The organism is Rhodanobacter sp. B05 (genome assembly GCF_002001085.1).
Taxonomy (GTDB): Bacteria; Pseudomonadota; Gammaproteobacteria; order Xanthomonadales; family Rhodanobacteraceae; genus Rhodanobacter.
In genome coordinates, this window is sequence record NZ_MUNU01000006.1 from 95972 (window position 1) to 116431 (window position 20460).

At 67.0% G+C, this 20460-nt stretch carries 19 protein-coding genes; 7 read left to right on the plus strand and 12 right to left on the minus strand.

The features are described 5' to 3' along the window. Positions 1–23: 23 nt before the first annotated feature. The 5 genes from B0E47_RS01860 to B0E47_RS01880 form a co-directional block, all read right to left on the minus strand. Positions 24–1901 carry a phospholipase D family protein gene (locus B0E47_RS01860; protein ID WP_077511923.1) on the minus strand — a complete coding sequence of 626 codons (1878 nt, stop codon included), beginning with the start codon at positions 1899–1901 and terminating at the stop codon, positions 24–26. A 23-nt stretch (positions 1902–1924) separates the two neighbouring features. Next, positions 1925–2518: a YceI family protein gene (locus B0E47_RS01865; RefSeq protein ID WP_254422763.1), complete on the minus strand. Its 594-nt coding sequence runs from the start codon at positions 2516–2518 to the stop codon at positions 1925–1927. Beyond that, positions 2487–2960: a histidine phosphatase family protein gene (locus tag B0E47_RS01870; RefSeq protein WP_077511991.1), complete on the minus strand. Its 474-nt coding sequence runs from the start codon at positions 2958–2960 to the stop codon at positions 2487–2489. Before B0E47_RS01870 ends, B0E47_RS01865 begins: the two co-directional genes overlap by 32 nt. A gap of 59 nt (positions 2961–3019) precedes the next feature. After that, positions 3020–3652: a ParA family protein gene (locus B0E47_RS01875; RefSeq protein WP_077511925.1), complete on the minus strand. Its 633-nt coding sequence runs from the start codon at positions 3650–3652 to the stop codon at positions 3020–3022. 169 nt (positions 3653–3821) lie between these two features. Then, entirely contained in the window at positions 3822–4853 is a 1032-nt protein-coding gene (locus B0E47_RS01880) for a hypothetical protein (RefSeq protein ID WP_077511993.1), read from the minus strand. Between the two features lie 152 nt (positions 4854–5005). On the opposite strand from B0E47_RS01880, the gene B0E47_RS01885 reads away from it, so the two are divergent. Beyond that, on the plus strand, positions 5006–5200 hold the full coding sequence (locus B0E47_RS01885) for an antitermination protein NusB (RefSeq protein ID WP_077511927.1): 195 nt from the start codon (positions 5006–5008) through the stop codon (positions 5198–5200). A 63-nt stretch (positions 5201–5263) separates the two neighbouring features. Here B0E47_RS01885 and speE read toward each other — a convergent pair whose 3' ends face one another. Continuing rightward, a complete protein-coding gene (gene speE / locus B0E47_RS01890; protein ID WP_077511929.1) occupies positions 5264–6133 on the minus strand; it encodes a polyamine aminopropyltransferase in 870 nt (289 codons plus the stop codon). Between the two features lie 292 nt (positions 6134–6425). Here speE and speA point away from each other — a divergent pair, with 292 nt between their 5' ends. From speA to B0E47_RS01905, 3 genes are all read left to right on the plus strand, one after another. After that, positions 6426–8315: an arginine decarboxylase gene (gene speA, locus B0E47_RS01895; RefSeq protein ID WP_077511931.1), complete on the plus strand. Its 1890-nt coding sequence runs from the start codon at positions 6426–6428 to the stop codon at positions 8313–8315. Positions 8316–8472: 157 nt separating this feature from the next. After that, complete coding sequence (locus B0E47_RS01900; RefSeq protein ID WP_077511933.1) at positions 8473–9258, plus strand: 3-hydroxybutyrate dehydrogenase; 786 nt, start codon at positions 8473–8475, stop codon at positions 9256–9258. Further along, positions 9258–10442, plus strand: coding sequence for a patatin-like phospholipase family protein (locus tag B0E47_RS01905; RefSeq protein ID WP_077511935.1), 1185 nt, complete (start codon positions 9258–9260; stop codon positions 10440–10442). Before B0E47_RS01900 ends, B0E47_RS01905 begins: the two co-directional genes overlap by 1 nt. 5 nt (positions 10443–10447) lie before the next feature. Here B0E47_RS01905 and B0E47_RS01910 read toward each other — a convergent pair whose 3' ends face one another. From B0E47_RS01910 to radC, 4 genes are all read right to left on the minus strand, one after another. Continuing rightward, positions 10448–11203: an SDR family NAD(P)-dependent oxidoreductase gene (locus B0E47_RS01910; RefSeq protein ID WP_077511937.1), complete on the minus strand. Its 756-nt coding sequence runs from the start codon at positions 11201–11203 to the stop codon at positions 10448–10450. 4 nt (positions 11204–11207) lie between these two features. Next, complete coding sequence (locus B0E47_RS01915) at positions 11208–11894, minus strand: SPOR domain-containing protein (protein WP_077511939.1); 687 nt, start codon at positions 11892–11894, stop codon at positions 11208–11210. Further along, a complete protein-coding gene (argS, locus tag B0E47_RS01920; RefSeq protein WP_077511941.1) occupies positions 11894–13582 on the minus strand; it encodes an arginine--tRNA ligase in 1689 nt (562 codons plus the stop codon). The genes B0E47_RS01915 and argS overlap by 1 nt, the downstream gene beginning before the upstream one ends. 470 nt (positions 13583–14052) lie before the next feature. After that, positions 14053–14724, minus strand: coding sequence for a DNA repair protein RadC (radC, locus tag B0E47_RS01925; RefSeq protein WP_077511943.1), 672 nt, complete (start codon positions 14722–14724; stop codon positions 14053–14055). A gap of 97 nt (positions 14725–14821) precedes the next feature. Here radC and coaBC point away from each other — a divergent pair, with 97 nt between their 5' ends. From coaBC to B0E47_RS17175, 3 genes are all read left to right on the plus strand, one after another. Further along, positions 14822–16033, plus strand: a complete 1212-nt coding sequence (gene coaBC / locus B0E47_RS01930; protein WP_077511945.1) for a bifunctional phosphopantothenoylcysteine decarboxylase/phosphopantothenate--cysteine ligase CoaBC — start codon at positions 14822–14824, stop codon at positions 16031–16033. Continuing rightward, a complete protein-coding gene (gene dut, locus B0E47_RS01935; RefSeq protein ID WP_077511947.1) occupies positions 16030–16500 on the plus strand; it encodes a dUTP diphosphatase in 471 nt (156 codons plus the stop codon). The genes coaBC and dut overlap by 4 nt, the downstream gene beginning before the upstream one ends. A 77-nt stretch (positions 16501–16577) precedes the next feature. Then, entirely contained in the window at positions 16578–18905 is a 2328-nt protein-coding gene (locus B0E47_RS17175) for a phosphomannomutase/phosphoglucomutase (RefSeq protein ID WP_077511949.1), read from the plus strand. A 57-nt stretch (positions 18906–18962) separates the two neighbouring features. On the opposite strand, the gene B0E47_RS01945 is transcribed toward B0E47_RS17175, so the two are convergent. Continuing rightward, on the minus strand, positions 18963–19607 hold the full coding sequence (locus B0E47_RS01945) for a DUF4124 domain-containing protein (RefSeq protein ID WP_077511951.1): 645 nt from the start codon (positions 19605–19607) through the stop codon (positions 18963–18965). Between the two features lie 104 nt (positions 19608–19711). Beyond that, entirely contained in the window at positions 19712–20359 is a 648-nt protein-coding gene (gene pyrE, locus B0E47_RS01950; protein WP_139351298.1) for an orotate phosphoribosyltransferase, read from the minus strand. Positions 20360–20460: the final 101 nt, after the last annotated feature.

A 20460-nucleotide genomic window follows, 5' to 3' on the forward strand; every position in this document is an offset into this window, starting at 1 on the left:
ACCTGATTCCCGGGATACGCATCTCAGAGGATGCCCTTCGCCCCGACCCCGAAAGCGGTGACCAGTCGCGTGATGATCAGCTTCGGCGACAGGTCGACGTCGGGGAAGTCGCCGACCGGGGTATAGCAGTCGTGGAAGTGGGGGTTGGTGATGCGCATCGGCTGGCAGCCCGGCTTCAGGTCATAGCTGGTGGCGTAGCGGAAAGGCCACAGGTCGAACAGCGGCAAATTCTCCGAGACGGTGCCGATCGCCTGGTTGATGTCGGTGAGCACCGGCACCACCGCCTGGCGCGGCCCGATCACCCACGCGTTCTGCGGTTCGATGTCGCGCAGGATGGTGGTGCGCAACTGGTCGGCGAAGGCGTGGTCGTAGACGATCACCCCGGACTCGGTGTTGTAGTGGTCCGAACGCGGGTCGAAATTGTGCGAACCGACCATGCCTAAATCGTCGTCGACGACGATCGACTTGGCATGCAGGCCGAAGCGGCGACCCTCGGTCAACAACGGTGCGGGCCGGTTGCTGGCACGACTGTGCCCGAGCAGGTGCAGGCGCGCGCGCGAGGCATTGGCCGGGCTGGAGGTCGCCAGCGGCGGGGTCGCCTGGTCCGCATCGAGATTGGCCAGTTCGTAATCCACGGCTGGCCCGGGGGCGTGCGGCTTGAGCTCGTGGATCTCGAAGCCGAACTTGGTCAGGTAGCGTTTGCGGTGCTTGTAGGACATCGCATACACCGCGAACGCATCGGTCGAGGCCAGCGAGTTGGTGGAGACGATGATCCGCGGCGGATCGTCACCCCGGTGCAGCACGCGGAAGATGTGCTGGGCGCGTCGGCTCATCACCAGGTAGGGCGTCTGCAACAACACCTCGCGCTTCGCGCCCTGCACCAGGCGCATGATGTGGCGGGTGAAATCCAGCGCCAGCTTCTTGTCCGGCTTGTCGGTCTTGGCCGGCAGGTCGCTGAAGTATTCGACCTTGCCCACATGCAGGGTCGGCGCCACCAGCCATGCATGCAGCCAGGCCGGATCCTCGGCGGACTGCAGCAGTTGCGCCACGCGCAGGGGCCGGCGATAGTGCGGCGTCGGCCACGCGGGAACGGCGCGGTCGGACAGGATGCGCTGGTTGACGTCGCGCAGGTGGGTCAGCGGCACCGCGCGCTTGTGCTGCCAGAACAGCGCGAAACTGGCCGCCATCTGTTTCGCGGCGGGGCCGCCGATCATCACGTCGCGGTCGACGTAGTCGAACGTGTCGTCCCAGTTGAAATAGCGGTCCTGGTAGTTGCGCCCGCCGGTGATGCCGATGCTGTCGTCCACCAGCAGCAACTTGTTGTGCATGCGCTGGTTGAATTGCATGAAGCAGCACAGGATGCCGGCGGCGAAATCCAGCGGCGGCGTGTGTGCCTTGTGGAAGGTGGGGTTGTACAGCCGCACCTTGAGGTTGGGGCTGGCGTGCGCCAGTTCGTCGAGCACGTCCGGGCTGTCGAAGGAAAACAGCTGGTCGGCCAGGATGCGCACCTGCACGCCGCGTCGCGCCGCCTGCACCAGTTCGTTCAACACCAGTTGCCCGACGTCGTCCTGGTCCCAGATGTAGGTCTGCACGTCGATCGTCTCGCGTGCGGCGCGGATCAGGTTGACGCGCGCGGCCAGCGCCGGTTCGCTGTCGCCGAGCAGGGTGACCACGTGCACCGGATGTTCCGGCGTGGATTCGGCCAGCGCCTGGTCGGCCGCTTCGAGCAAGGGCGACGGCACCGCGCAGTGGTCGGCCTGGTGGCACGAAAGCTGGCGATCGGTGGTGGCTGCCACCACCGCATCGGCACGGCGGATCTGCGCGCGTGACAGCGTGCAGCCTTGCAGCAGCAGGACTGCGGCGAGCAGGCTGAACAGGGCGGTCCGGTACGGCTGAGTCATGTGCCCATGATACGGGGACAGGCTCATCCCGCCGCAGGGTTGAACGTGATCCGCAGACCCAGCTGTACCTGGTCGGAAAGCACGGTGCGGTGGCTGTTCATGCCGAACTCGCCACGCGCCAGCGTGCCATGTGCCTCGATCACGCAGCCACCTGCCGCGATTGCACCGCAGGCGGAGGGCATCAATTCGAAGCGGATCGGACGGGTTACCCCCCGCATGCTGAGCTGGCCATCCAGCGTGCCGCCGCTGCTCAGCACGCTCAGCGCGACCGGGGCGGACACAAAATGGATGGTCCGATAGTGCGTGGCATCGAAGAATTCCGGCGCCAGCATCCAGCGGCGGAAACGCGCGGAATCGGTCACGACACTGTTCACGGCGATGCGCGCATCGACGGTCGCCAAGCCGCGCGGGTCAGTTCGCAACTGGCCGGCGATCTGCGTGAAGCGCCCGTTGATCGTGTGCAGCCAGAGCAGGCGCACGGTGAAATCCGCGTGGGAATGGTCAGCAGCGATACGGTAGTCGGCGGATCGTGCGGCCGGTGTGGTGAGCGCCAGACCGGCCAGCAGGCAGGCGGTAACTATCGCCTCACGGCGACCAGAACGCATCCAGTCGGGCATTGCCGGGCTCCAGCGCGCCATCCAGATGCAGCACGGCCATGCCGCCGGGCGGCATGCCGCGGAATTCGTCCGAGCGGCCCTCGACCAGCAGCGCGACCAGGCGCTCGATGCCGGGATTGTGACCGACCAGCATCACCGTGCCGGCATCGGCATGCTGGTCGAGCAGGACCAGCAGTTCACCGGGCGTGGCGTCGTAGATTTCCTCGACCAGTTGCGGCACCGGGGCATTGTCGATCGCGGCCAGCGCCAGCCGCGTGGTTTCGTCGGTGCGGCGCGTCGGCGAACTGAGTACGCGCTCGGGCCGGAGGCCGTGCGTGGCCAGCCACAACCCGGCTGCCTGCGCCTCCTGCTCGCCACGCGGGCTCAAGGCGCGTTGCCGGTCGCCGTCGTGGGGTTCTATGGGCACCGCTTCGGCGTGCCGCAACAGGATCAGTTCGTGCATGGTGGACTCCGGCTGGTGGATGGTGCGGCGCATGCGTTGGCGGCAGCAGGCCGTGCGGGTCACGCGTGGCGCTTGATCCAGCGCAGCAAGGGTTTCCAGTCCTGCTGATGGCTGCGCACCTGTTCGGAGTGGTAATCGAAGATGCCTTTGCCGAGCGAGGCGAGCAGGACATACGCCTGGCTGTCACGCAGCTCGGCCACGATCGGGAACGGTGACTGCTCGGCGAGCTGGGTGAGTGCGTCCTGGCTGGCGTGGGTCCATGGCTTGAGCCGGTTGGCCACCAGCGCCACCGGCAGCTTGCCGCGATGGATGCGGTTGATCGAGCGCAGCTCGTCGGCGAAGGCCAGCGTGGCATGCAGGTCGAACGAGGAAGGCAGCACCGGTACCAGCAGCACGTTGGCCTGGTCGAGGTAGGGTTCCAGGTCGCGCTCGCGCGAGCCGGCGGCGGTGTCGATCAGCACCTGGCCGGTGTCCGGCGGCAGTTTCTGCAGCGATCGACGACCCCCTTCGAAGGCCAGCACGCCGGGCACGTTGTCCGGCCGCAGTGCGGCCCAGCGGAAGCTGGAACCCTGCCGGTCGGCATCGACGATTGCCGTGTGCTGGCCCGCCTGGGCCCAGTGCGACGCCAGTTGCGTCACCAGCGTGCTCTTGCCACAACCACCCTTGCTGCTTGCCACCAGCGTCGTAAGCATCGGATCGTCCCTGCCACGGAAGGTGACCCAAGCCTAGCGGGGGCGGCGCGAAAGGGGAATGGGCGAAGAGCCGGGAATGGGAAATGGGAAATCGGAAAAGCTGATTCCCCGCGCCGTCCTGGAATGCCCGCTCTTGACCATTCCCTATTCCCCATTTCCGGCTGTCAGGCTACTCGGCCTTGCGTGGCTGCCAGTCGACGGGTGGATCGACGGCGATGTTGTCGTCGCGCAGCGCCGCCAGTTGCAGGCTCATTTCGGTGCCGCCGTTGCGGGCCAGCGACAGCAGGTGCCGGGCCAGGGCGGAGTCGTTCTGGATGCGGGCCAGCAACTGGTTGAAGTTCTGCACCTGCCAGATCAGGGTGCGGCGGGCGTCTTTCGCCTCCTGTTGCCCGGCCGGATCGTCGCTCAGCACTTCGCGCAGGTGCAGGCCCAACGAGCGGGCCAGCGGGCTGGAGCCCCATTCGAGCAGCTTGCCCAGGCTCAGGCAGTCGGCCTTGATCGAGTCGTCCTTGCCAGCGTTTTCGCACAGTTTGGCCACCAGTTGCATGCTCGGCTGCGGTTGCGTGCTGGCGAGACCGAAGATCAGCACCGTCTGCATGCCGACGGCGCCGGCGGCATGGGTGGGGTCGAAGGTGTCGGCCGGCGGCGGCAGCACGCCCACCGAATCGGCCAGCGCCTTCAGGCTGGTACCGGCGTAGTCGTCATAGATCTTGGCGGTGGCGGCGTTGTGGAGATCCTCGCGCGCGGCATCTTCCTTCCGGTCGCGCGCATCCACGCCGAGTTTGACCAGCCACACCGCTGCGTTGTCCGGGGCCTGCTTCAACAGCGCAGCCAGCGCGTCGGGGTTCGGGCAGGCATCCGCCTTGGCGTCGCAATCGGCCAGGCGCACCCAGCTGACCGCCGGACCGTTGCCCTCGGCTTGCGCCGCACGTTCGATCAAGGCGTGGAAGCTGTTGCTCGGCGGCTGGTTGAACAGCGGCCGTGCCAGCAGGGCCGCGCCAAGCAGCGGCATGGCATCGGCGCGCGGTGCCAGCACGCTGACGAGGTCGCGCTGGAAGGCCAGTTGCGCCGCATCGCGTGCCTTGGCGGCCTTGCTCGGTGTGGTGTGAACCGGCTGACCGGTCGGGACCTTGCCCGCCCACGCGGGCGTGGCGAGCACGAACCAGGCAAAACTCAGGGCGAGACAACGCACTCCACGCATCGGGAACATCCTTGGCGAGCAAAGCGCCAGCATATCCTTCCAGGATTAAGCGCGCCTGATTGGCGGGTCGCGCTATATGGCATTCGTGGCGAGCCTTGCTAGGATGATGGTTTGGGCGCAGGACGATGCCCCTCATCACACGGGAGAGGCTGGTGAATCATTTCTCGATGTGGGCCAATGGTGCCCCCTGGTTTGCCGGCTGGGGCACGCTGGCGCTGATCAATGCGGCGCTGGCACAGGGCAAGAACCGCAGCGGCCTGCTGTGGTTCCTGCTGTCGCTGGTGCTCGGACCGCTGGCCACCTTGCTGCTGGTGCTGTTGCCGAAGGTGCGCTCGAAGATGTTTTGAGGGCCGGGATTCGAAAGAGCCACGAGCCGCGCCTTTGACGAATCCCGTATATCAAATCCCGGCTTATTCGCCCAGCGCTTCGCGCATGAATTCCGGCTGCGCCAGCGCGGCCTTGTGGATGTCGGCGTTGTAATAGCGGGTCGGAAAGTTCTTGGCTGAAGCGCCGCGCTCGCGGAAGCCGGACAGGTCGCCGCCCTTGCGTGCCATCGTGCAGCTCCACCAGCCGGTGGGGTAGCACGGCTGCGGGAACGGCAGCGTCTTCACTGCCGCGAAGCCGGTGGTGCGCATCGCCGAACGCATCGACTTGATCAGGTCCAGATGGGCCAGCGGCGACTCGCTCTGCTGCACCAGCAGGCCGCCGTGGCGCAGTGCCTTGTAGCAGCTGGCGTAGAACGCGGCGTTGAACAGGCCTTCGGCGGGGCCGACCGGATCGGTCGAGTCGACGATCACCAGGTCCAGCGAGTCGGGCTCGGCCTCGGCCATGTACTTGATGCCGTCGATGAACAGCAGTTCGGCGCGCGGGTCGTTGTTGGACTCGCACAGCTCGGGGAAATATTCCTCGGCCAGGCGCGTCACGCGCTCGTCGATCTCCACCTGCACGGCGTGCTCGACTTCCTCATGCCGGAGCACCTCGCGCAGCGTGCCGCAGTCGCCGCCACCGATGATCACCACGCGCTTGGCGCGCGCATGGGTGAACAGTGCCGGGTGGGTCATCATCTCGTGGTAGAAGAAATTGTCACGCGTGGTCAGCATCACGCAGCCATCGATCACCATCAGGTTGCCCCAGTCGGTGGTCTTGTGGATCTCGATGGTCTGGAACGGGGTCTTCTCCGAGTGCAGCAACTGCTCGGTGCGGAAACCGATGGAGGAGCCGGAGGCCTGGTGGGCTTCGGTGAACCAGCTGGCTTCGTTCGACGTGGGTTGCTGCGACATGGCGGGTGTTCCTGACGAACCGGATGGAAGGACAAAGACTGCCAATTGTAGCGATAACCGGGGTGAACGTCCCGAGAGCGCGCGTCGGCGGCCCATGCGCATATCGTCACAGGCGCCCATTACAATGGCGTTCTGGCAGGGCCGGCGCAGCGCGTCGAACCGCCGACAAGTCCGATCGACCCCGCGGCGTGCGAGGCTTCCGGTCGCGCGGACTCGTGCTCCTTCGTCAAGCAACACCGTCAAGGCTCGCCGCTGCGACGACATCATCCGTTTACACAATGGAGTTACGTTGATGTCGAATCTCTGGAACACCGACTCCGCCCGCCACACCTACGCCGTGCCGCACTGGGGCGACGGCTACGTGGACGTGAACGCGGCCGGCGAGATCGTGATGCGCCCGCGCGGCGCCAGCGGTCCGGCCCTGTCGCTGCCGGGCATTGTCGAACGCGCTCGCGGCGAAGGACTGCGGCTGCCGCTGCTGGTGCGCTTCCCGGACATCCTGGCCGATCGCCTCGCGCGGTTGCAGGGCGCGTTCGCCAGGGCGATCGGCGAATGGAACTACGCAGGCGGCTATACGGCCATCTATCCGATCAAGGTGAACCAGCAGCGTGGCGTGGCCGGCGAACTGGTCGCCGCAGGCACGCATGGCTTCGGCCTGGAAGCGGGCTCGAAACCCGAACTGATGGCGGTGCTGGCGATGGCGCGGCCCGGCTCCATCGTGATCTGCAATGGTTACAAGGATCGCGAGTACATCCGCCTGGCATTGATCGGGCTGAAGCTCGGCCTGCGCGTGCACATCGTGATCGAGAAGCTGTCCGAGCTTGACCATGTTTTCACCGAAGCGAAGGCGCTTGGTATCGAACCGCTGCTCGGCGTGCGCGTGCGGCTCGCCTCGATCGGTGCCGGCAAATGGCAGAACACCGGTGGCGACAAGGGCAAGTTCGGGCTGTCGCCGAACCAGGTGCTGACCCTGATCGAGCGGCTCGATAAGGCCGGGCTCAAGCACACGCTGAAGCTGCAGCACTTCCACATGGGCTCGCAGATCTCCAACGTGCGCGACATCGCCAACGGCATGCGCGAGGCGACGCGTTATTTCGTCGAGCTGAAGCGGATGGGCGTGCCGCTGGAGATCGTCGACGTCGGCGGCGGTCTCGGCGTGGACTACGAAGGCACCCGTTCGCGCAGCCACAACTCGATCAACTACTCGATCGAGCAGTACGCCGCCACGATCGTGCAGTCGCTGGCCGAGGCGGTGGAGGCCGAAGGCCTGCCCGCACCGCATATCCTCACCGAGGCCGGTCGCGCGATGACCGCGCATCACGCGGTGATGGTGGTCAATGTGACCGAGGTGGAGCCGGTGCCGGCCGGTGCGATACCGCCGTCGCGCGCGGACGAGCCCGCCGTGCTGCGCCGACTGCGCGAAACCTGGGAAGAACTGGATCGTCGCCCTGCCCTCGAACTGTTCCACGAAGCCCAGCACCACCTGCAGGAAGGCCAGACGCTGTACGCGCTGGGCCAGCTCGCGCTGGCCGATCGCGCGCGGCTGGACGAGATGTACTACGCGATCGCCAACGCGGTGCGTGCGCGCCTGTTGCCAGCCGAGCGCTCGCACCGGCCGGCGTTGGACGAGCTGGACGAGAAGCTGGTCGACAAGTATTTCGTCAATTTCTCGGTGTTCGAGTCGGTGCCGGACATCTGGGCGATCAAGCAGATCTTCCCGATCACGCCGATCGCCCGGCTCGACGAGGAGCCGACCCGGCGCGGCGTGATCGTCGACCTCACCTGCGATTCGGACGGCCGCATCGATCACTACGTCGATGCCGAGGGTGTCGACGTGAGCCTGCCGCTGCACGCGCTGAAGGAAGGCGAGAGCTACCGGCTCGGCATCTTCATGGTCGGCGCGTATCAGGAGACGCTGGGCGACATCCACAACCTGTTCGGCGATACCGATGCGGTGAACGTGCGCGTGGATGGCGACGGCTACGTGTTCGCCCACAAGCGCTACGGCGACACCACCGACCTGATGCTCGATTACGTGGGCTACGACCTGGAGGTGTTGCGGACGAGCTATCGCGAACGCATCGCCAGTGCCGGCGTGAGCGGCGACGAGGCCGGGCAGTTGTACGACGCGCTCGACGGCGGCCTCACCGCGTACACCTACCTCGCCGAAGAGTCGCATTGATGGAAAGCCCCTCTCCCTTTGGGAGAGGGGTGGGGGTGAGGGTACGGCCGGAGCGCAAGCTTTGCCTCGGCCACGCACCCTCATCCGTCGCTTCGCGCCACCTTCTCCCGCAGGGAGAAGGAAACCCCGATCCTCTGAATTCGTGAAGGAGCAGCTCATGACAAGTCTCAACGGCAAGGTCGCCCTGATCACCGGTGCGGCCAGCGGCCTCGGCAAGGCGATTGCCGAGCTGTATGCGAAGCACGGCGCTAGCGTGGCGATCGCCGATATCAACCAGCAGGCGGCCGATGCGACGGCGGCGGCGATCAACGCGGTCGGTGGCAAGGCGATCGGCATCGCGATGGACGTCACCAGCGAGGACGCCGTCAACGCCGGCACCGACAAGGTGGTCGCTGCGTTCGGTGCGCTGGACATCCTGATCTCCAATGCCGGCGTGCAGATCATCAACCCGATCGAGCAGTTCGCGTTCGCCGACTGGAAGAAGATGCTGGCGATCCATCTCGACGGCGGCTTCCTCACCACCAAGGCCGCATTGCAGCACATGTACCAGGGCGACCGCGGCGGCATCGTGATCTACATGGGCTCGGTGCATTCGCACGAGGCTTCGAAGCTGAAGTCGGCCTACGTTACTGCCAAGCACGGCCTGCTCGGCCTCGCCCGCACGCTGGCCAAGGAGGGTGCGCCGCACAACGTGCGCTCGCACGTGATCTGTCCAGGCTTCGTGCGCACGCCACTGGTCGAACGGCAAATTCCCGAGCAGGCGAAGGAGCTGGGCATCAGCGAAGCGGACGTGATCAGGAACGTGATGCTGAAGGACACCGTCGACGCCACCTTCACCACGGTCGAGGACATCGCGCAGACCGCGTTGTATCTGGCCACCTTCCCGTCCGCTGCGCTGACCGGTCAGTCGATCGTGGTCAGCCACGGCTGGTACATGCAGTGATGGCGGCGGAGCCTGCTCCGGCGACGGCACTGGCCACGGCGGTGGCCCGCGATTACCGCACCGTCGCCCTGGTATTGCAGGGCGGCGGCGCGCTCGGTGCGTATCAGGCCGGCGTGTTCGAGGCGCTGGACGAAGCCGGCCTGCAGCCGACCCGGCTGGCCGGCATCTCGATCGGTGCGCTGAACGCGGCGATCATCGCCGGCAATGCACCCGAGCGGCGGGTGGAACGATTGCGCGAATTCTGGGAGACGATCTGCCGCTCGCCGCTGTGGCCGGGCACGCCGACACTGCCATGGTTCGACGCCGTGGCGTGGCCCACGGCCTGGCTCAACGGGCTCAGCGGCCTGGCCGCCTGGCGCGCGATGATCGAGGGCCAGGCCGGCTTCTTCCGTCCGCGCCAGCCGCCGCCGTTCATGGGCGCGCATGCCACGCCCGGCAGCGTGAGCTGGTACGACACTGCGCCGTTGCGCACCACGCTGGAGCGGCTGGTTGATTTCGACCGCCTCAACGATCCGCGTGCGATGCGGGTGGCGGTGGGCGCGGTGAACGTGCGCAGCGGCAACTTCGCGTATTTCGACAATCGCCGGCAGCGCCTGCGGCCCGAGCACTTCATGGCCTCCGGCGCGCTGCCGCCGGGGTTTCCCGCGGTGGAGATCGATGGCGAGTTCTACTGGGACGGCGGCATGGTTTCCAATACACCGCTGTACGAAGTGCTGAGCGAACGTCCCGGTTGCGACGCGCTGGTGTTCCAGGTCGATCTGTGGAGTGCCCACGGCCCATTGCCGCATGACCTCGCCGGGGTGGCCGAGCGCAGCAAGGCGATCCAGTATTCCAGCCGCACCCGGCTGGTCACCGAATTCATGCGCCGCACGCAGGAGCAACGCCGCCTGCTGCACGACGTGATGGCACTGGTGCCGGCGGACCGGCGCAACGATCCGGTCTACCGCCATGCCGAGGCGCGCGCGGCCGAGGCACTGACCAACGTGATCCACCTGATCTATCGGGACCGGCCGCACGAGGACCATTTCAAGGACTACGAGTTCAGTGCCGCCAGCATGCACGGCCACTGGCGCAGCGGACTCGACGACATGCGCCACACGCTGGCGCATCCGCACTGGTTGGCCGCCCCCGACCCCGAACATCCCTTCGTGACGCACGACGTGCATCGCGCCGATGCCGGCTGAGCGGCTCAGCCGTCCCGCGCCACCTGCAGCCCGGCCGCCGACTGGCTGACCGGCATCACTTCCACGCGGTTGATGTTCAGGTGCGGCGGCAGGTTGGCGATCCACCAGATCGTGTCGGCGATGTCGCCGGCGGTGATCGGATGGGCGCCGGCGTAGAGCTTGTCCGAGGCGGCCTGGTCGCCGCCGGTGCGCACCACGGTGAACTCGGTCTCGGCCATGCCCGGCTCAATCGAGCTCACCCGTACGCCGCTGCCGTGCAGGTCGGTGCGCAGGTTCTGCGAGAACTGGGTGACGAACGCCTTGGTGCCGCCGTACACGTTGCCGCCACGGTAGGCGTAGCTGCCCGAGATCGAGCTGATGTTGACGATCGCGCCGCGGCGCTCGATCAGTTGTGGCAGCAGCAGATGGGTCAGCGATACCAACGCGGTCACGTTGACGTCGATCATCTGCTTCCACTGTGCCAGATCCGCCTGCTGCGCCGGCGCGGTGCCCAGCGCCAGGCCGGCGTTGTTGACCAGCAGGTCGATACCGGCGAAGTCCGCCGGCAGCGAGGCGTGTGCCGCGCGCATGGCCGCCTCATCGCGCATGTCGAAGGCAGTCGCATGCACGCGTCCGCCACCATGCCTGTCCACGAGCTGCTGCAACCGCTGGGCACGCCGGCCGCTGGCGATCACCCGCCAACCGCCGGCCACGAAGCGCTCCACGCTGGCGGCGCCGAACCCGGCGGTGGCGCCGGTGATCCAGACGGTCTTGCCGCTCATGCCGTTACTTCCCTTCCTTGAGGGCGATGGCCGGGATACCGGCGGCGGCCAGCTTCTGCTTGGTCGCTTCCAACTCGGTCGCCGAGCGGAACGGGCCGAGCCGAACGCGATGATAGGTCTGGCCGCCGACATCCACCGTTTGCACATTCGCAACGAAGCCCTGCATGGCCAGTTTCGCCTTCTGCGTTTCGGCCGCCGAGGCATTGGGGAACGCGCCGACCTGCAGCAGGTAGCCGCTGCCGCCGGAGGCTGGCGCCATCGACTCGGCCGGTGCCGCGGTGACGTTCTGCACGGCCACGCCGGGCGCACTTGCGGGTGCTGGTGCTGGCTGTGCTTGTGCCGGGGCGGCGGTCTGCTGCTGCTCGGCCTTGGCCTGTGCGCTTATTTCGGCATCCGGGATGCGCACTTCCTTTTCCGACAGCACCGAATAGAAATCGTATTGCGGCTTCTTCGGAGCGCTGTCGCTGGCCGCCGGTTCAAGCACGCCCGGCTCGCTGCCGCGCTGGGCGGTGGCCTGCGGGTTGGCTTGCGGTCCGGCCGGCTTGCGCAGGCTGGTGAACAGGCTGCCACGCAGCACCAGCGCCATCAGGATGGCGCCGATCAGCAAGCCGATCACCGCATAGCCCCAGCCCGGGAAGCCGTTGCCGCCGTTGCGTACCGCCTGCCGGCCCTTGCCCTTGCGTGCTGCCATCACATCTTCTCCGGGGCGCTCAGGCCCAGCAAATCCAGCCCATTCTTCAACACTTGCCGCGTTGCCACCACCAGCGCCAGCCGCGCGTTGCGCAGCGCGGCATCCTCGACCAGGAACTGGTGCGAGTTGTAGTAGGTATGAAACGCGTTGGCCAGTTCGCGCAGCCAGTTGGCGATCAGATGCGGCTCCAGGCTGGCCGTCGCCGCCTCGACTTGTTCGGGATACTTCGACAGTTCGGTGAGCAGGTTCTGTTCGTGCTCGTTGTCCAGCCGGTCGAGATGGGCCAGGCCATCGGCGAGATCGAACGTGAAGCCCTTCTCCGGCGCCTGGCGCAGCACGCTGCACACGCGGGCGTGCGCGTACTGGATGTAGTAGACCGGGTTGTCGTTCGACTGCGAACGGGCCAGGTCGACATCGAACACCAGCTGCGAGTCGCTCTTGCGCGCGATCAGGAAGTAGCGCGTGGCGTCACGGCCGACTTCGTCGATCAGGTCGCGCAGGGTGACGTAGCTGCCGGCGCGCTTGGAGATCTTCACTTCCTCGCCGCCACGCATCACGGTCACCATCTGGTACAGCATGTAGTCCGGCCAGCCCTGGGGAATGCCGCAGTCGAGCGCCTGCAGGCCGGCCTTCACCCGCGCCAGCGAGCCGTGGTGATCCGAGCCCAGCACGGTCACCGCGCTCTGGTAGCCGCGCTGCCACTTGCTGAGGTGATAGGCGACGTCGGGCACGAAATAGGTATAGGTGCCGTCGGACTTGCGCATCACGCGGTCCTTGTCGTCACCGAAATCGGTGGTACGCAGCCACAGCGCGCCGCCTTCCTCGTAGGTGTGGCCGTGGGCGACCAGCTCGCGCACGGTTTCCTCGACCTTGCCGTCGGTGTACAGCGAGGACTCCAGGAAATAGGTGTCGAAGCCGACGCCGAACGCCTGCAGGTCGAGGTCCTGCTCGTGGCGCAGGCTGGCCACGGCGAAATGGCGGATCGCGTCGAGATCGTCGACATCGCCGGTGCCGACCACGGTTTCGCCGTCGGCGACCACCGACGCGCGGTCGAGGTAGGCGCGTGCCACGTCGGCGATGTAGTCGCCGCGGTAGCCGGCCTCCGGCCAGTTGCTGTCCTCCGGGGTGATCCCGCGCGCGCGCGCCTGCACCGAGATCGCCAGGTTGGCGATCTGCACGCCTGCGTCGTTGTAGTAGAACTCGCGCTTCACGTTCCAGCCGCTGGCGTCGAACAGCCGGCTCAGGCAATCGCCGATCACGGCGTTGCGCCCGTGGCCGACATGCAGCGGTCCGGTCGGGTTGGCCGAGACAAACTCCACGCCCACGGTCTTGCCGGCGCCGCGGGTGTTGCGGCCGTAGGTATCGCCCTGCTCCAGGATGCGGCGCACTTCGGCGCGACCAGCGTCGGCGGCGAGGAAGAAGTTGATGAAGCCGGGGCCGGCGATCTCGACCCGCTCCACGAGTGTATTGGCCGGCAGCGCCGCCACCAGCTTTTCGGCCAGCTCGCGCGGCTTGGCACGGGCCGGTTTGGCCAGCAACATCGCCACGTTGCAAGCGAAATCGCCATGCTCGCGGCTGCGCGCCCGCTCGATCACGAAACCGGGCATGGCCACGTCGGGCGGCAGGGTGGCGTCGTTTTGCAGGGCATGGATGGCCTGCAGCACCAGTTCGCGCAGCTGTACTTTCACGGGTGGAGTCGATTTCGTGATGGAACCCACAATCCTAACAGACCGCCGTGCGCCAACGCTGTGTTGGCGACGTGGGCCGAGGTGGGGCCGGAGGACCGTGGCGGTGGCGCTGATCTTGGTGCACCGCGGCGAGCCGTCTTGTGGATAACTCTGTGGGGAAAATCACCAGCGGCCGTCGGATCGTGCTCGTCGGCGCGAAGCTCAAGGCAGTTCGCAAGAAATTATCATTATATATCAATCATTTGATGCGCGAACTTAGCGTTAAACAGGCGATCGACCCGGCAAGTGTCGATAGTGCTGCTTTGTGCATAAGTTCCGGCCACTTGGCCGCGGCTTTTACATGCGGCATGAGGGGCCGCCAGCTCTTCATACCATGTTGCGTCGCGGCACTGGCCGCCTGCCGGCATGGCTCGGTTCCCGACCTCGGGAAGACGGACGCCGTTTGTCCCTGCCGGCTGGCGTGTCGATACTCAGAGCAGGCCGCGTGAAGCCATGGATACCGGTTCGCCGCTGCCGATCACCAGGTGATCGAGCACGCGCACGCCGACCAGTTGCAGGGCGTCGCGCAGTTCGTGGGTGATCGCCCGGTCGGCGGCGCTGGGTTCGGCCACGCCAGAAGGGTGGTTGTGCGCGAAGATCACCGCGCAGGCATTGTGCTGCAGGCAGGCTCGCACCACCTCGCGCGGATGCACGCTGGCGCCGTCGACGGTGCCGCGGAACAGCTCCTCGAACGCCAGCACGCGATGGCGGTTGTCCAGATACAGGCAGCCGAACACCTCGTACGGCAGGTGGCGCAGGCGCGCCCGCAGGTAGTCGCCGCTGTCGCGGGGATTGCCCAGGCTGGGCTTCTCCTTGAGCTGCTCGGCCAGGCTGCGCCGCGCCAGCTCCAGCGCAGCAGCGATGCGCGCGCGCTTGGCCGGGCCCAGCCCGCCGGCACGGATCTGCTGCTCGGGCCGGCCCAGCAGCGCGCCCAGCCCGCCGGCGTTGGCAAGCAGTTCGCGGCCCAACGCAATCGCATCCTTGCCACGGCTGCCGCTGCCCAACAGCACGGCCAGCAGCTCGGCGTCCGACAGCGCACCGCTGCCCCGGGCCAGCAGTTTTTCGCGGGGACGTTCGCCTTCGGGCCAGTCGCGGATGCTCATGCCTTCCAGCGTGGCGAAGCGGGCCAGCTGCGGGCAGCGGTGGCGCGGAATGAATCCGGTAAGCTAAGCCTCTGCCCGACTGTCAGGCCCGCCTTACATGAGTCTTGCCCAACGCCGCATCCTGCTGGGAGTGTCCGGCGGCATCGCCGCCTACAAGAGCTGCGAACTGGTTCGCCGCCTGCGCGAGCAGGGCGCCGAGGTGCGCGTGGTGATGACGGAAGGCGCCACCCATTTCGTCAGTCCCACCACTTTCCAGGCGCTCTCCGGCCAGCCCGTGCGGGTGAGCCTGTGGGATGCGCAGGCTGAAGCGGCGATGGGCCATATCGAACTGGCGCGCTGGGCCGAACGCATCCTCGTCGCGCCAGCCAGCGCCGACCTGCTGGCGCGGCTGGCACACGGCCTTGCCGACGACCTGCTGACCACGCTGTGCCTGGCCAGCGCCGCACCGCTGTACCTGGCGCCGGCAATGAACCAACAGATGTGGGCGCATCCGGCGGTGCAGGCGAATGTCGACCTGCTGCGGCGGCACGGCGCGCACCTGCTCGGCCCGGCGGCGGGCGAACAGGCCTGCGGCGACGTCGGCAGCGGCCGCATGCTGGAAGCGTTGCAGTTGCGCGACGCGCTGCGCGATTCGTTTACCGACGATAGCGGCGCACTGGCAGGGCTGAAGGTGGTGGTCAGCGCCGGTCCCACCTACGAAGACATCGATCCGGTGCGCTTCATCGGCAACCGCAGTTCCGGCCGGATGGGATTCGCGGTGGCCGAGGCTGCCGCTCGCGCCGGTGCCTCGGTGAGCCTGGTCGCCGGCCCGGTGAGCCTGGCCACGCCGCCTGGGGTGGCCCAACGCGTCGATGTGCGCAGCGCGGCGCAGATGCATGCGGCGGTGCTTGCCGCTGCCGGACAGGCGGACATCTATATCGGCGCCGCGGCAGTGGGTGACTACCGTCCGGCGGAAGTGTCCGCCCTGAAACTGAAGAAGCGCGCCGGCACCCCGCTGTCGCTGCAACTGGACGAGAATCCGGACATCCTTGCCAGTCTGTCGGCGCAAACCGCGCATCCGTTCCTGGTCGGATTCGCCGCGGAGACGCATGATGTGGCCAGCTATGCGCAGGGCAAGCTGCGCAACAAGGGACTGGACATGATCGCGGCGAACCAGGTGGGCGAAGGGCTCGGTTTCGAGGCCGCCGACAATGCATTGACGCTTTACTGGGCGGGTGGCGAACTGGCGCTGCCCCGCGCCGGCAAGAGCGAGTTGGCACGCCAGCTGGTCGCCCAGGTCGCCGCGCGCTACCGGGCGACGCGCCGATGAGCGATCAGCCTCGGCTCGGCATCCAGCTCAAGATCCTCGACCCGCGCCTGGGCGCCAGCATCCCGCTGCCGCAGGCGGCCACCGCCGGCAGCGCCGGCATGGATTTGCGCGCGGCGCTGGAGCAGCCGCTGACCCTGGCGCCCGGCGAAAGCGCGCTGGTTCCCAGCGGCATCGCGATCCATATCGGCGATCCCGGCTGGTGCGCACTGATCGTGCCGCGCTCGGGCCTGGGTCACAAGCACGGGCTGGTGATGGGCAACCTGGTCGGCGTGATCGATGCCGATTACCAGGGCCCGTTGATGATTTCGTGCTGGAATCGTGGCAGCCAGTCGTACACCATCGAGGTCGGCGACCGCATCGCCCAGTTGCTGCTGGTGCCGGTGGCGCAGACGCGACTGGACATCGTCAGCGAGTTTGCGCCAAGTGAACGCGGCAGCGGCGGTTTCGGCTCCACCGGTATCCGATAGGATTGGGTATTCCAACGCAACAGGTTCGGGCCCGCGCGGATCGGGTCGATTCGCAGGTTCAGCCGCGGGGGCGGGACATGGCATCCAAAAAAGAGAAGCAGCCACGACTGCAGTTGCGGATCGACTGGTCGGCGACCTTGCCGCTGGCCGGCTGCACGCTGCTCCTGCTGCTGGGCCTGTTCTGCGCCTGGCAAACCTGGTTGATTGCCGACAAGGGTCATGCCATCGAGCGCGTGCAGGCGGCGCAGGTGCAGGCGGTGAAGGCCGTGGCGGACGAAGTGGCGCGGCAGCGCAGCGTGGTCGAGAAGGCCCTGGTCATGGTCGATCCGGCGACCGTGATGAACGATCCCGCGCAATCGGCCGCGGCGCTGCGCCTGCGATTGCCCGGCGCCCGGCAGCTGGAGCTCTACAGCGGCGACCTGAAGGAAGTGCTGCGCGCCAACTACCGCGAGTTCGGCTATGCCAAGGCGGCCCAGCTGATGGCCGCGCAGACGGCCGAAGGGATGCCGCCGGCGCAAAGCGTCTATTACGGCAACGGGGATCGCCGGCTGAGCCTGGTGATTCCCATGGGACCACCCGAGCAGGCCAGGGCCTGGGTGTGGGTCGAGTTGCCGTTCGCACCCATCAAGCAGCGCTTCGACGCCATTTCGCCGGGCAGTGGCCGTCTGGATCTGCGCCAGGGCGACGATCCGGGCAGCGTGCAGTTGTTCTCCAACGGCAGTGCCTCGGCACAGACCGCGGCCACCGGCACGCCGGTACCCGGCACGGCATTCAGCGTGGGTGCGGGACTGCCGGATGCCTTCATCGTGTTGCCGGATTCGTGGCTGTTGAGCGGCTTGCTGAGCCTGTTCGGGTTGGCCGGTGCCGGCTACCTGTTGTGGCTGCGCCAACGCGGGCGGAACCCTGCGCGGGCGGATCTCGATGAACCGGACTCCCCGGTCGACACCGCTCCGCTTGCGCCGCCGCCTGCACGTGCTCCCGTGACCGCGCCGGTAGCGGCTCCTGCACCGGCACCTGTCGGCGTGAAGGTGGACCCGAGCATTTTCCGGGCATACGACGTGCGCGGAATCGTAGGCAAGACCCTGGATAAGAACGTCGCACGGATGCTGGGGCGCGCGATCGGCACCGTGATGGGCGAGAAGGGCTTGCGCGAGATCGTGGTCGGCCGCGACGGTCGTGTGTCCGGTCCCGAACTGGCCGGCGCACTCGCCGACGGCCTGCGCGAGGCCGGCGTCGACGTGATCGACCTGGGTGCGGTGCCCACCCCGGTGGTGTACTTCGCCGCGTACCGTTTCAACACCGGTTGCGGCGTGGCGGTGACCGGCAGCCACAATCCCCCGGACTACAACGGCTTCAAGATCGTGGTCGCGGGCGAAACGCTGGCCGAGGGCGCGATCCAGGATCTGTACCAGCGCATCGCCAGTGGCGCGCTGAGCAGCGACGGTCACGGTGGCCTGCGTCAGGTCGACGTGGCGCCGGACTACATCGAGAAAATCGTCTCGGATGTGCTGGCGGAGCGTTCGCTGAAAGTGGTGGTCGATGCCGGCAACGGCATTCCCGGCGCCATCGCGCCGCAGGTGCTCGAAGGCGTCGGTTGCGAGGTGGTGCCGCTGTATTGCGATGTCGACGGCAGTTTCCCGAATCATCATCCCGACCCGTCCGATCCAGCCAACCTGGAGGATCTGATCCATGCGGTGAGGCAGACCGATGCGGATCTGGGCATCGCGTTCGATGGTGATGGCGACCGCCTCGGCGTGGTCTCCAAGTCCGGCGAGATCATCTATCCCGATCGCCTGCTGATGCTGTTCGCGCGCGACGTGCTGTCACGCCAGCCCGGCGGCACCGTCATCTACGACGTGAAATGCACCAGCCACCTGAAGGGGCAGATCCTCGACGCCGGCGGCAGTCCGCTGATGTGGCGCACCGGGCATTCGCTGATCAAGGCGAAGATGCGCGAGACCTCCGCCGAACTGGCCGGCGAGATGAGTGGCCACTTCTTCTTCAAGGAGCGCTGGTACGGTTTCGACGACGGCATCTATGCCGCCGCCAGGTTGCTGGAGATCCTCGGCGGCGACCTGCAAGGACGCAGCCCGGAGGAAATCTTCGCCACGCTGCCGAAGAGCGTCTCCACGCCCGAGCTGAAGATCGAACTGGCCGAGGGCGAGCATTACAAGTTCATGGACCAGTTGCGCGAGCGCGCCAGCTTCGAGGGCGCCTCGGTGATCACCATCGACGGCTTGCGGGTGGATTGGCCGGATGGTTGGGGTCTGGTGCGTGCGTCCAACACCACGCCGGTGCTGGTGTTGCGCTTCGAGGCCGACAACGAGGCGGCGCTGAAGCGGATCCAGCAGGCCTTCCGTCAACAGTTGCTGGCTGTGAATCCCGCCCTGAAACTGCCCTTCTGAAAGCAGCAGGCCCCGACCTGGCCGGGGTCTGCTGCCAGCGGAGGCTGCGTGAGCAGCCTACTGCTGGCCCTTTTCCTGCTCCGCCTTCAGTTCGCGATAGCGCGCCAGCTGCTTGACCTGCTGCTGCACCGTTTGCGCACGCAAGGCCTGCTGGCGTTGCAGCGTATTGCGCTGTCCGGTGACGACGTTGCGCTGGGTGGTGATGCTGTCGGTAAGGAACTTCGGCACCGGGTTCTTGCTGTTTTCGATCTCGGCGGCGCGCGCGAGCAGGTCGGTCAGCGCCTTCTCCTGGCTGCGCAGGTTGATCTGGGTGGTGTGAATCTGCTGGTCGATGGTGTCCAGCGACTGCTGCAGCGAGATCTTGTACGACTCCTCATCCGGGTACGCGTTCAACATCTGCGTTTCGGCCGTGGCCACTTCCTGCGCGGCACGCTGTTTCGCGGCTTGCGCCTCGGCGACCTTGGCGGCGGCGGCGCGTTCCTCGGCGTTGAGCTCGCGTGGTACGTGGCGCACCACCAGGCCGCGATCGTTGACCAGGTCGTAGCCGTACTTCATCGCCTCCGCCGTCAGGCTGTCGCTGTAATGCATCAGGCCCTGGCCGTCGTACCACTTGTAGCGGATGCTGCTGCCGGTGTTCTGGGCGGACACGGCCACGCTCGCGCCCAGCGCAGCGGCAGCCAGAATGAGCAGTGATTTACGCATGGATTCTCCCTTGTCGCATGGAGTATAGCCGCCTGCGTCAGGCTGCCTAGCAGCAAGTGACGTCGATGTGACCGGGTTCGCCGGAGTCTTTCCGCTGCCTGCACTCAGGGCTGCACTCCGTAGCGGGCGCGGTAGGCCAGCAGGCGGGCATGCTCGGCGGCCAATTGCGGTTGTTCGCCGGCATAGTCCAGCACGTCGTCCAGGCAGGTGATCGCGATCACCGGGATGCCGTGCTCGGTGGCCACTTCCTGCGCGGCGGATTGCTCGCCCTGGCCACGCTCCTGCCGATCCAGTGCGATCAGCACGCCGGCCGGTTCGGCGCCATGGGCGCGGATCAGGGCCAGTGATTCGCGTACGGCGGTGCCGGCGGTCATCACGTCATCGACGATCAGCACGCGGCCCTTGAGCGGCGCGCCAATCAGCATGCCGCCTTCGCCATGGTCCTTCGCTTCCTTGCGGTTGTATGCCCAGGGCAGATCGCGCCGATGCTGATCGGCCAGCGCGATGGCGGTGGCGGCAGCCAGCGCGATGCCCTTGTAGGCGGGGCCGAACAGCATGTCGATCTCGATCCCGCTATCGACCACGGCGGCGGCATAGGCGCGGCCGAGCTGGGCCAGCGCGGCACCGGAATCGATGCGACCCATGTTGAAGAAGTACGGGCTCTGGCGGCCTGATTTCAGGGTGAACTCGCCGAAGCGCAGCACCTCGCGGCGCAAGGTCAGCTCGATGAAGTCGCGTTGGTAGTCGTGCACGGATGCGTCTCGCAGGCAATCGATGATCGGGGCAGGCGACGGATGGCAGTTGTCGCGTCGCGCGATGGCCGCCATGGTACACGCGCTGTTGCCGTCGCCCG

Bases quoted from the DNA above. Each gene is read 5' to 3' on its own strand.
- B0E47_RS01860 (WP_077511923.1), bottom strand. From the start codon at position 1,901: ATGACTCAGCCGTACCGGACCGCCCTGTTCAGCCTGCTCGCCGCAGTC.
- B0E47_RS01865 (WP_254422763.1), bottom strand. From the start codon at position 2,518: ATGCCCGACTGGATGCGTTCTGGTCGCCGTGAGGCGATAGTTACCGCC.
- B0E47_RS01870 (WP_077511991.1), bottom strand. From the start codon at position 2,960: ATGCACGAACTGATCCTGTTGCGGCACGCCGAAGCGGTGCCCATAGAA.
- B0E47_RS01875 (WP_077511925.1), bottom strand. From the start codon at position 3,652: ATGCTTACGACGCTGGTGGCAAGCAGCAAGGGTGGTTGTGGCAAGAGC.
- B0E47_RS01880 (WP_077511993.1), bottom strand. From the start codon at position 4,853: ATGCGTGGAGTGCGTTGTCTCGCCCTGAGTTTTGCCTGGTTCGTGCTC.
- speE (WP_077511929.1), bottom strand. From the start codon at position 6,133: ATGTCGCAGCAACCCACGTCGAACGAAGCCAGCTGGTTCACCGAAGCC.
- speA (WP_077511931.1), top strand. From the start codon at position 6,426: ATGTCGAATCTCTGGAACACCGACTCCGCCCGCCACACCTACGCCGTG.
- B0E47_RS01900 (WP_077511933.1), top strand. From the start codon at position 8,473: ATGACAAGTCTCAACGGCAAGGTCGCCCTGATCACCGGTGCGGCCAGC.
- B0E47_RS01905 (WP_077511935.1), top strand. From the start codon at position 9,258: ATGGCGGCGGAGCCTGCTCCGGCGACGGCACTGGCCACGGCGGTGGCC.
- B0E47_RS01910 (WP_077511937.1), bottom strand. From the start codon at position 11,203: ATGAGCGGCAAGACCGTCTGGATCACCGGCGCCACCGCCGGGTTCGGC.
- B0E47_RS01915 (WP_077511939.1), bottom strand. From the start codon at position 11,894: ATGGCAGCACGCAAGGGCAAGGGCCGGCAGGCGGTACGCAACGGCGGC.
- radC (WP_077511943.1), bottom strand. From the start codon at position 14,724: ATGAGCATCCGCGACTGGCCCGAAGGCGAACGTCCCCGCGAAAAACTG.
- coaBC (WP_077511945.1), top strand. From the start codon at position 14,822: ATGAGTCTTGCCCAACGCCGCATCCTGCTGGGAGTGTCCGGCGGCATC.
- dut (WP_077511947.1), top strand. From the start codon at position 16,030: ATGAGCGATCAGCCTCGGCTCGGCATCCAGCTCAAGATCCTCGACCCG.
- B0E47_RS17175 (WP_077511949.1), top strand. From the start codon at position 16,578: ATGGCATCCAAAAAAGAGAAGCAGCCACGACTGCAGTTGCGGATCGAC.
- B0E47_RS01945 (WP_077511951.1), bottom strand. From the start codon at position 19,607: ATGCGTAAATCACTGCTCATTCTGGCTGCCGCTGCGCTGGGCGCGAGC.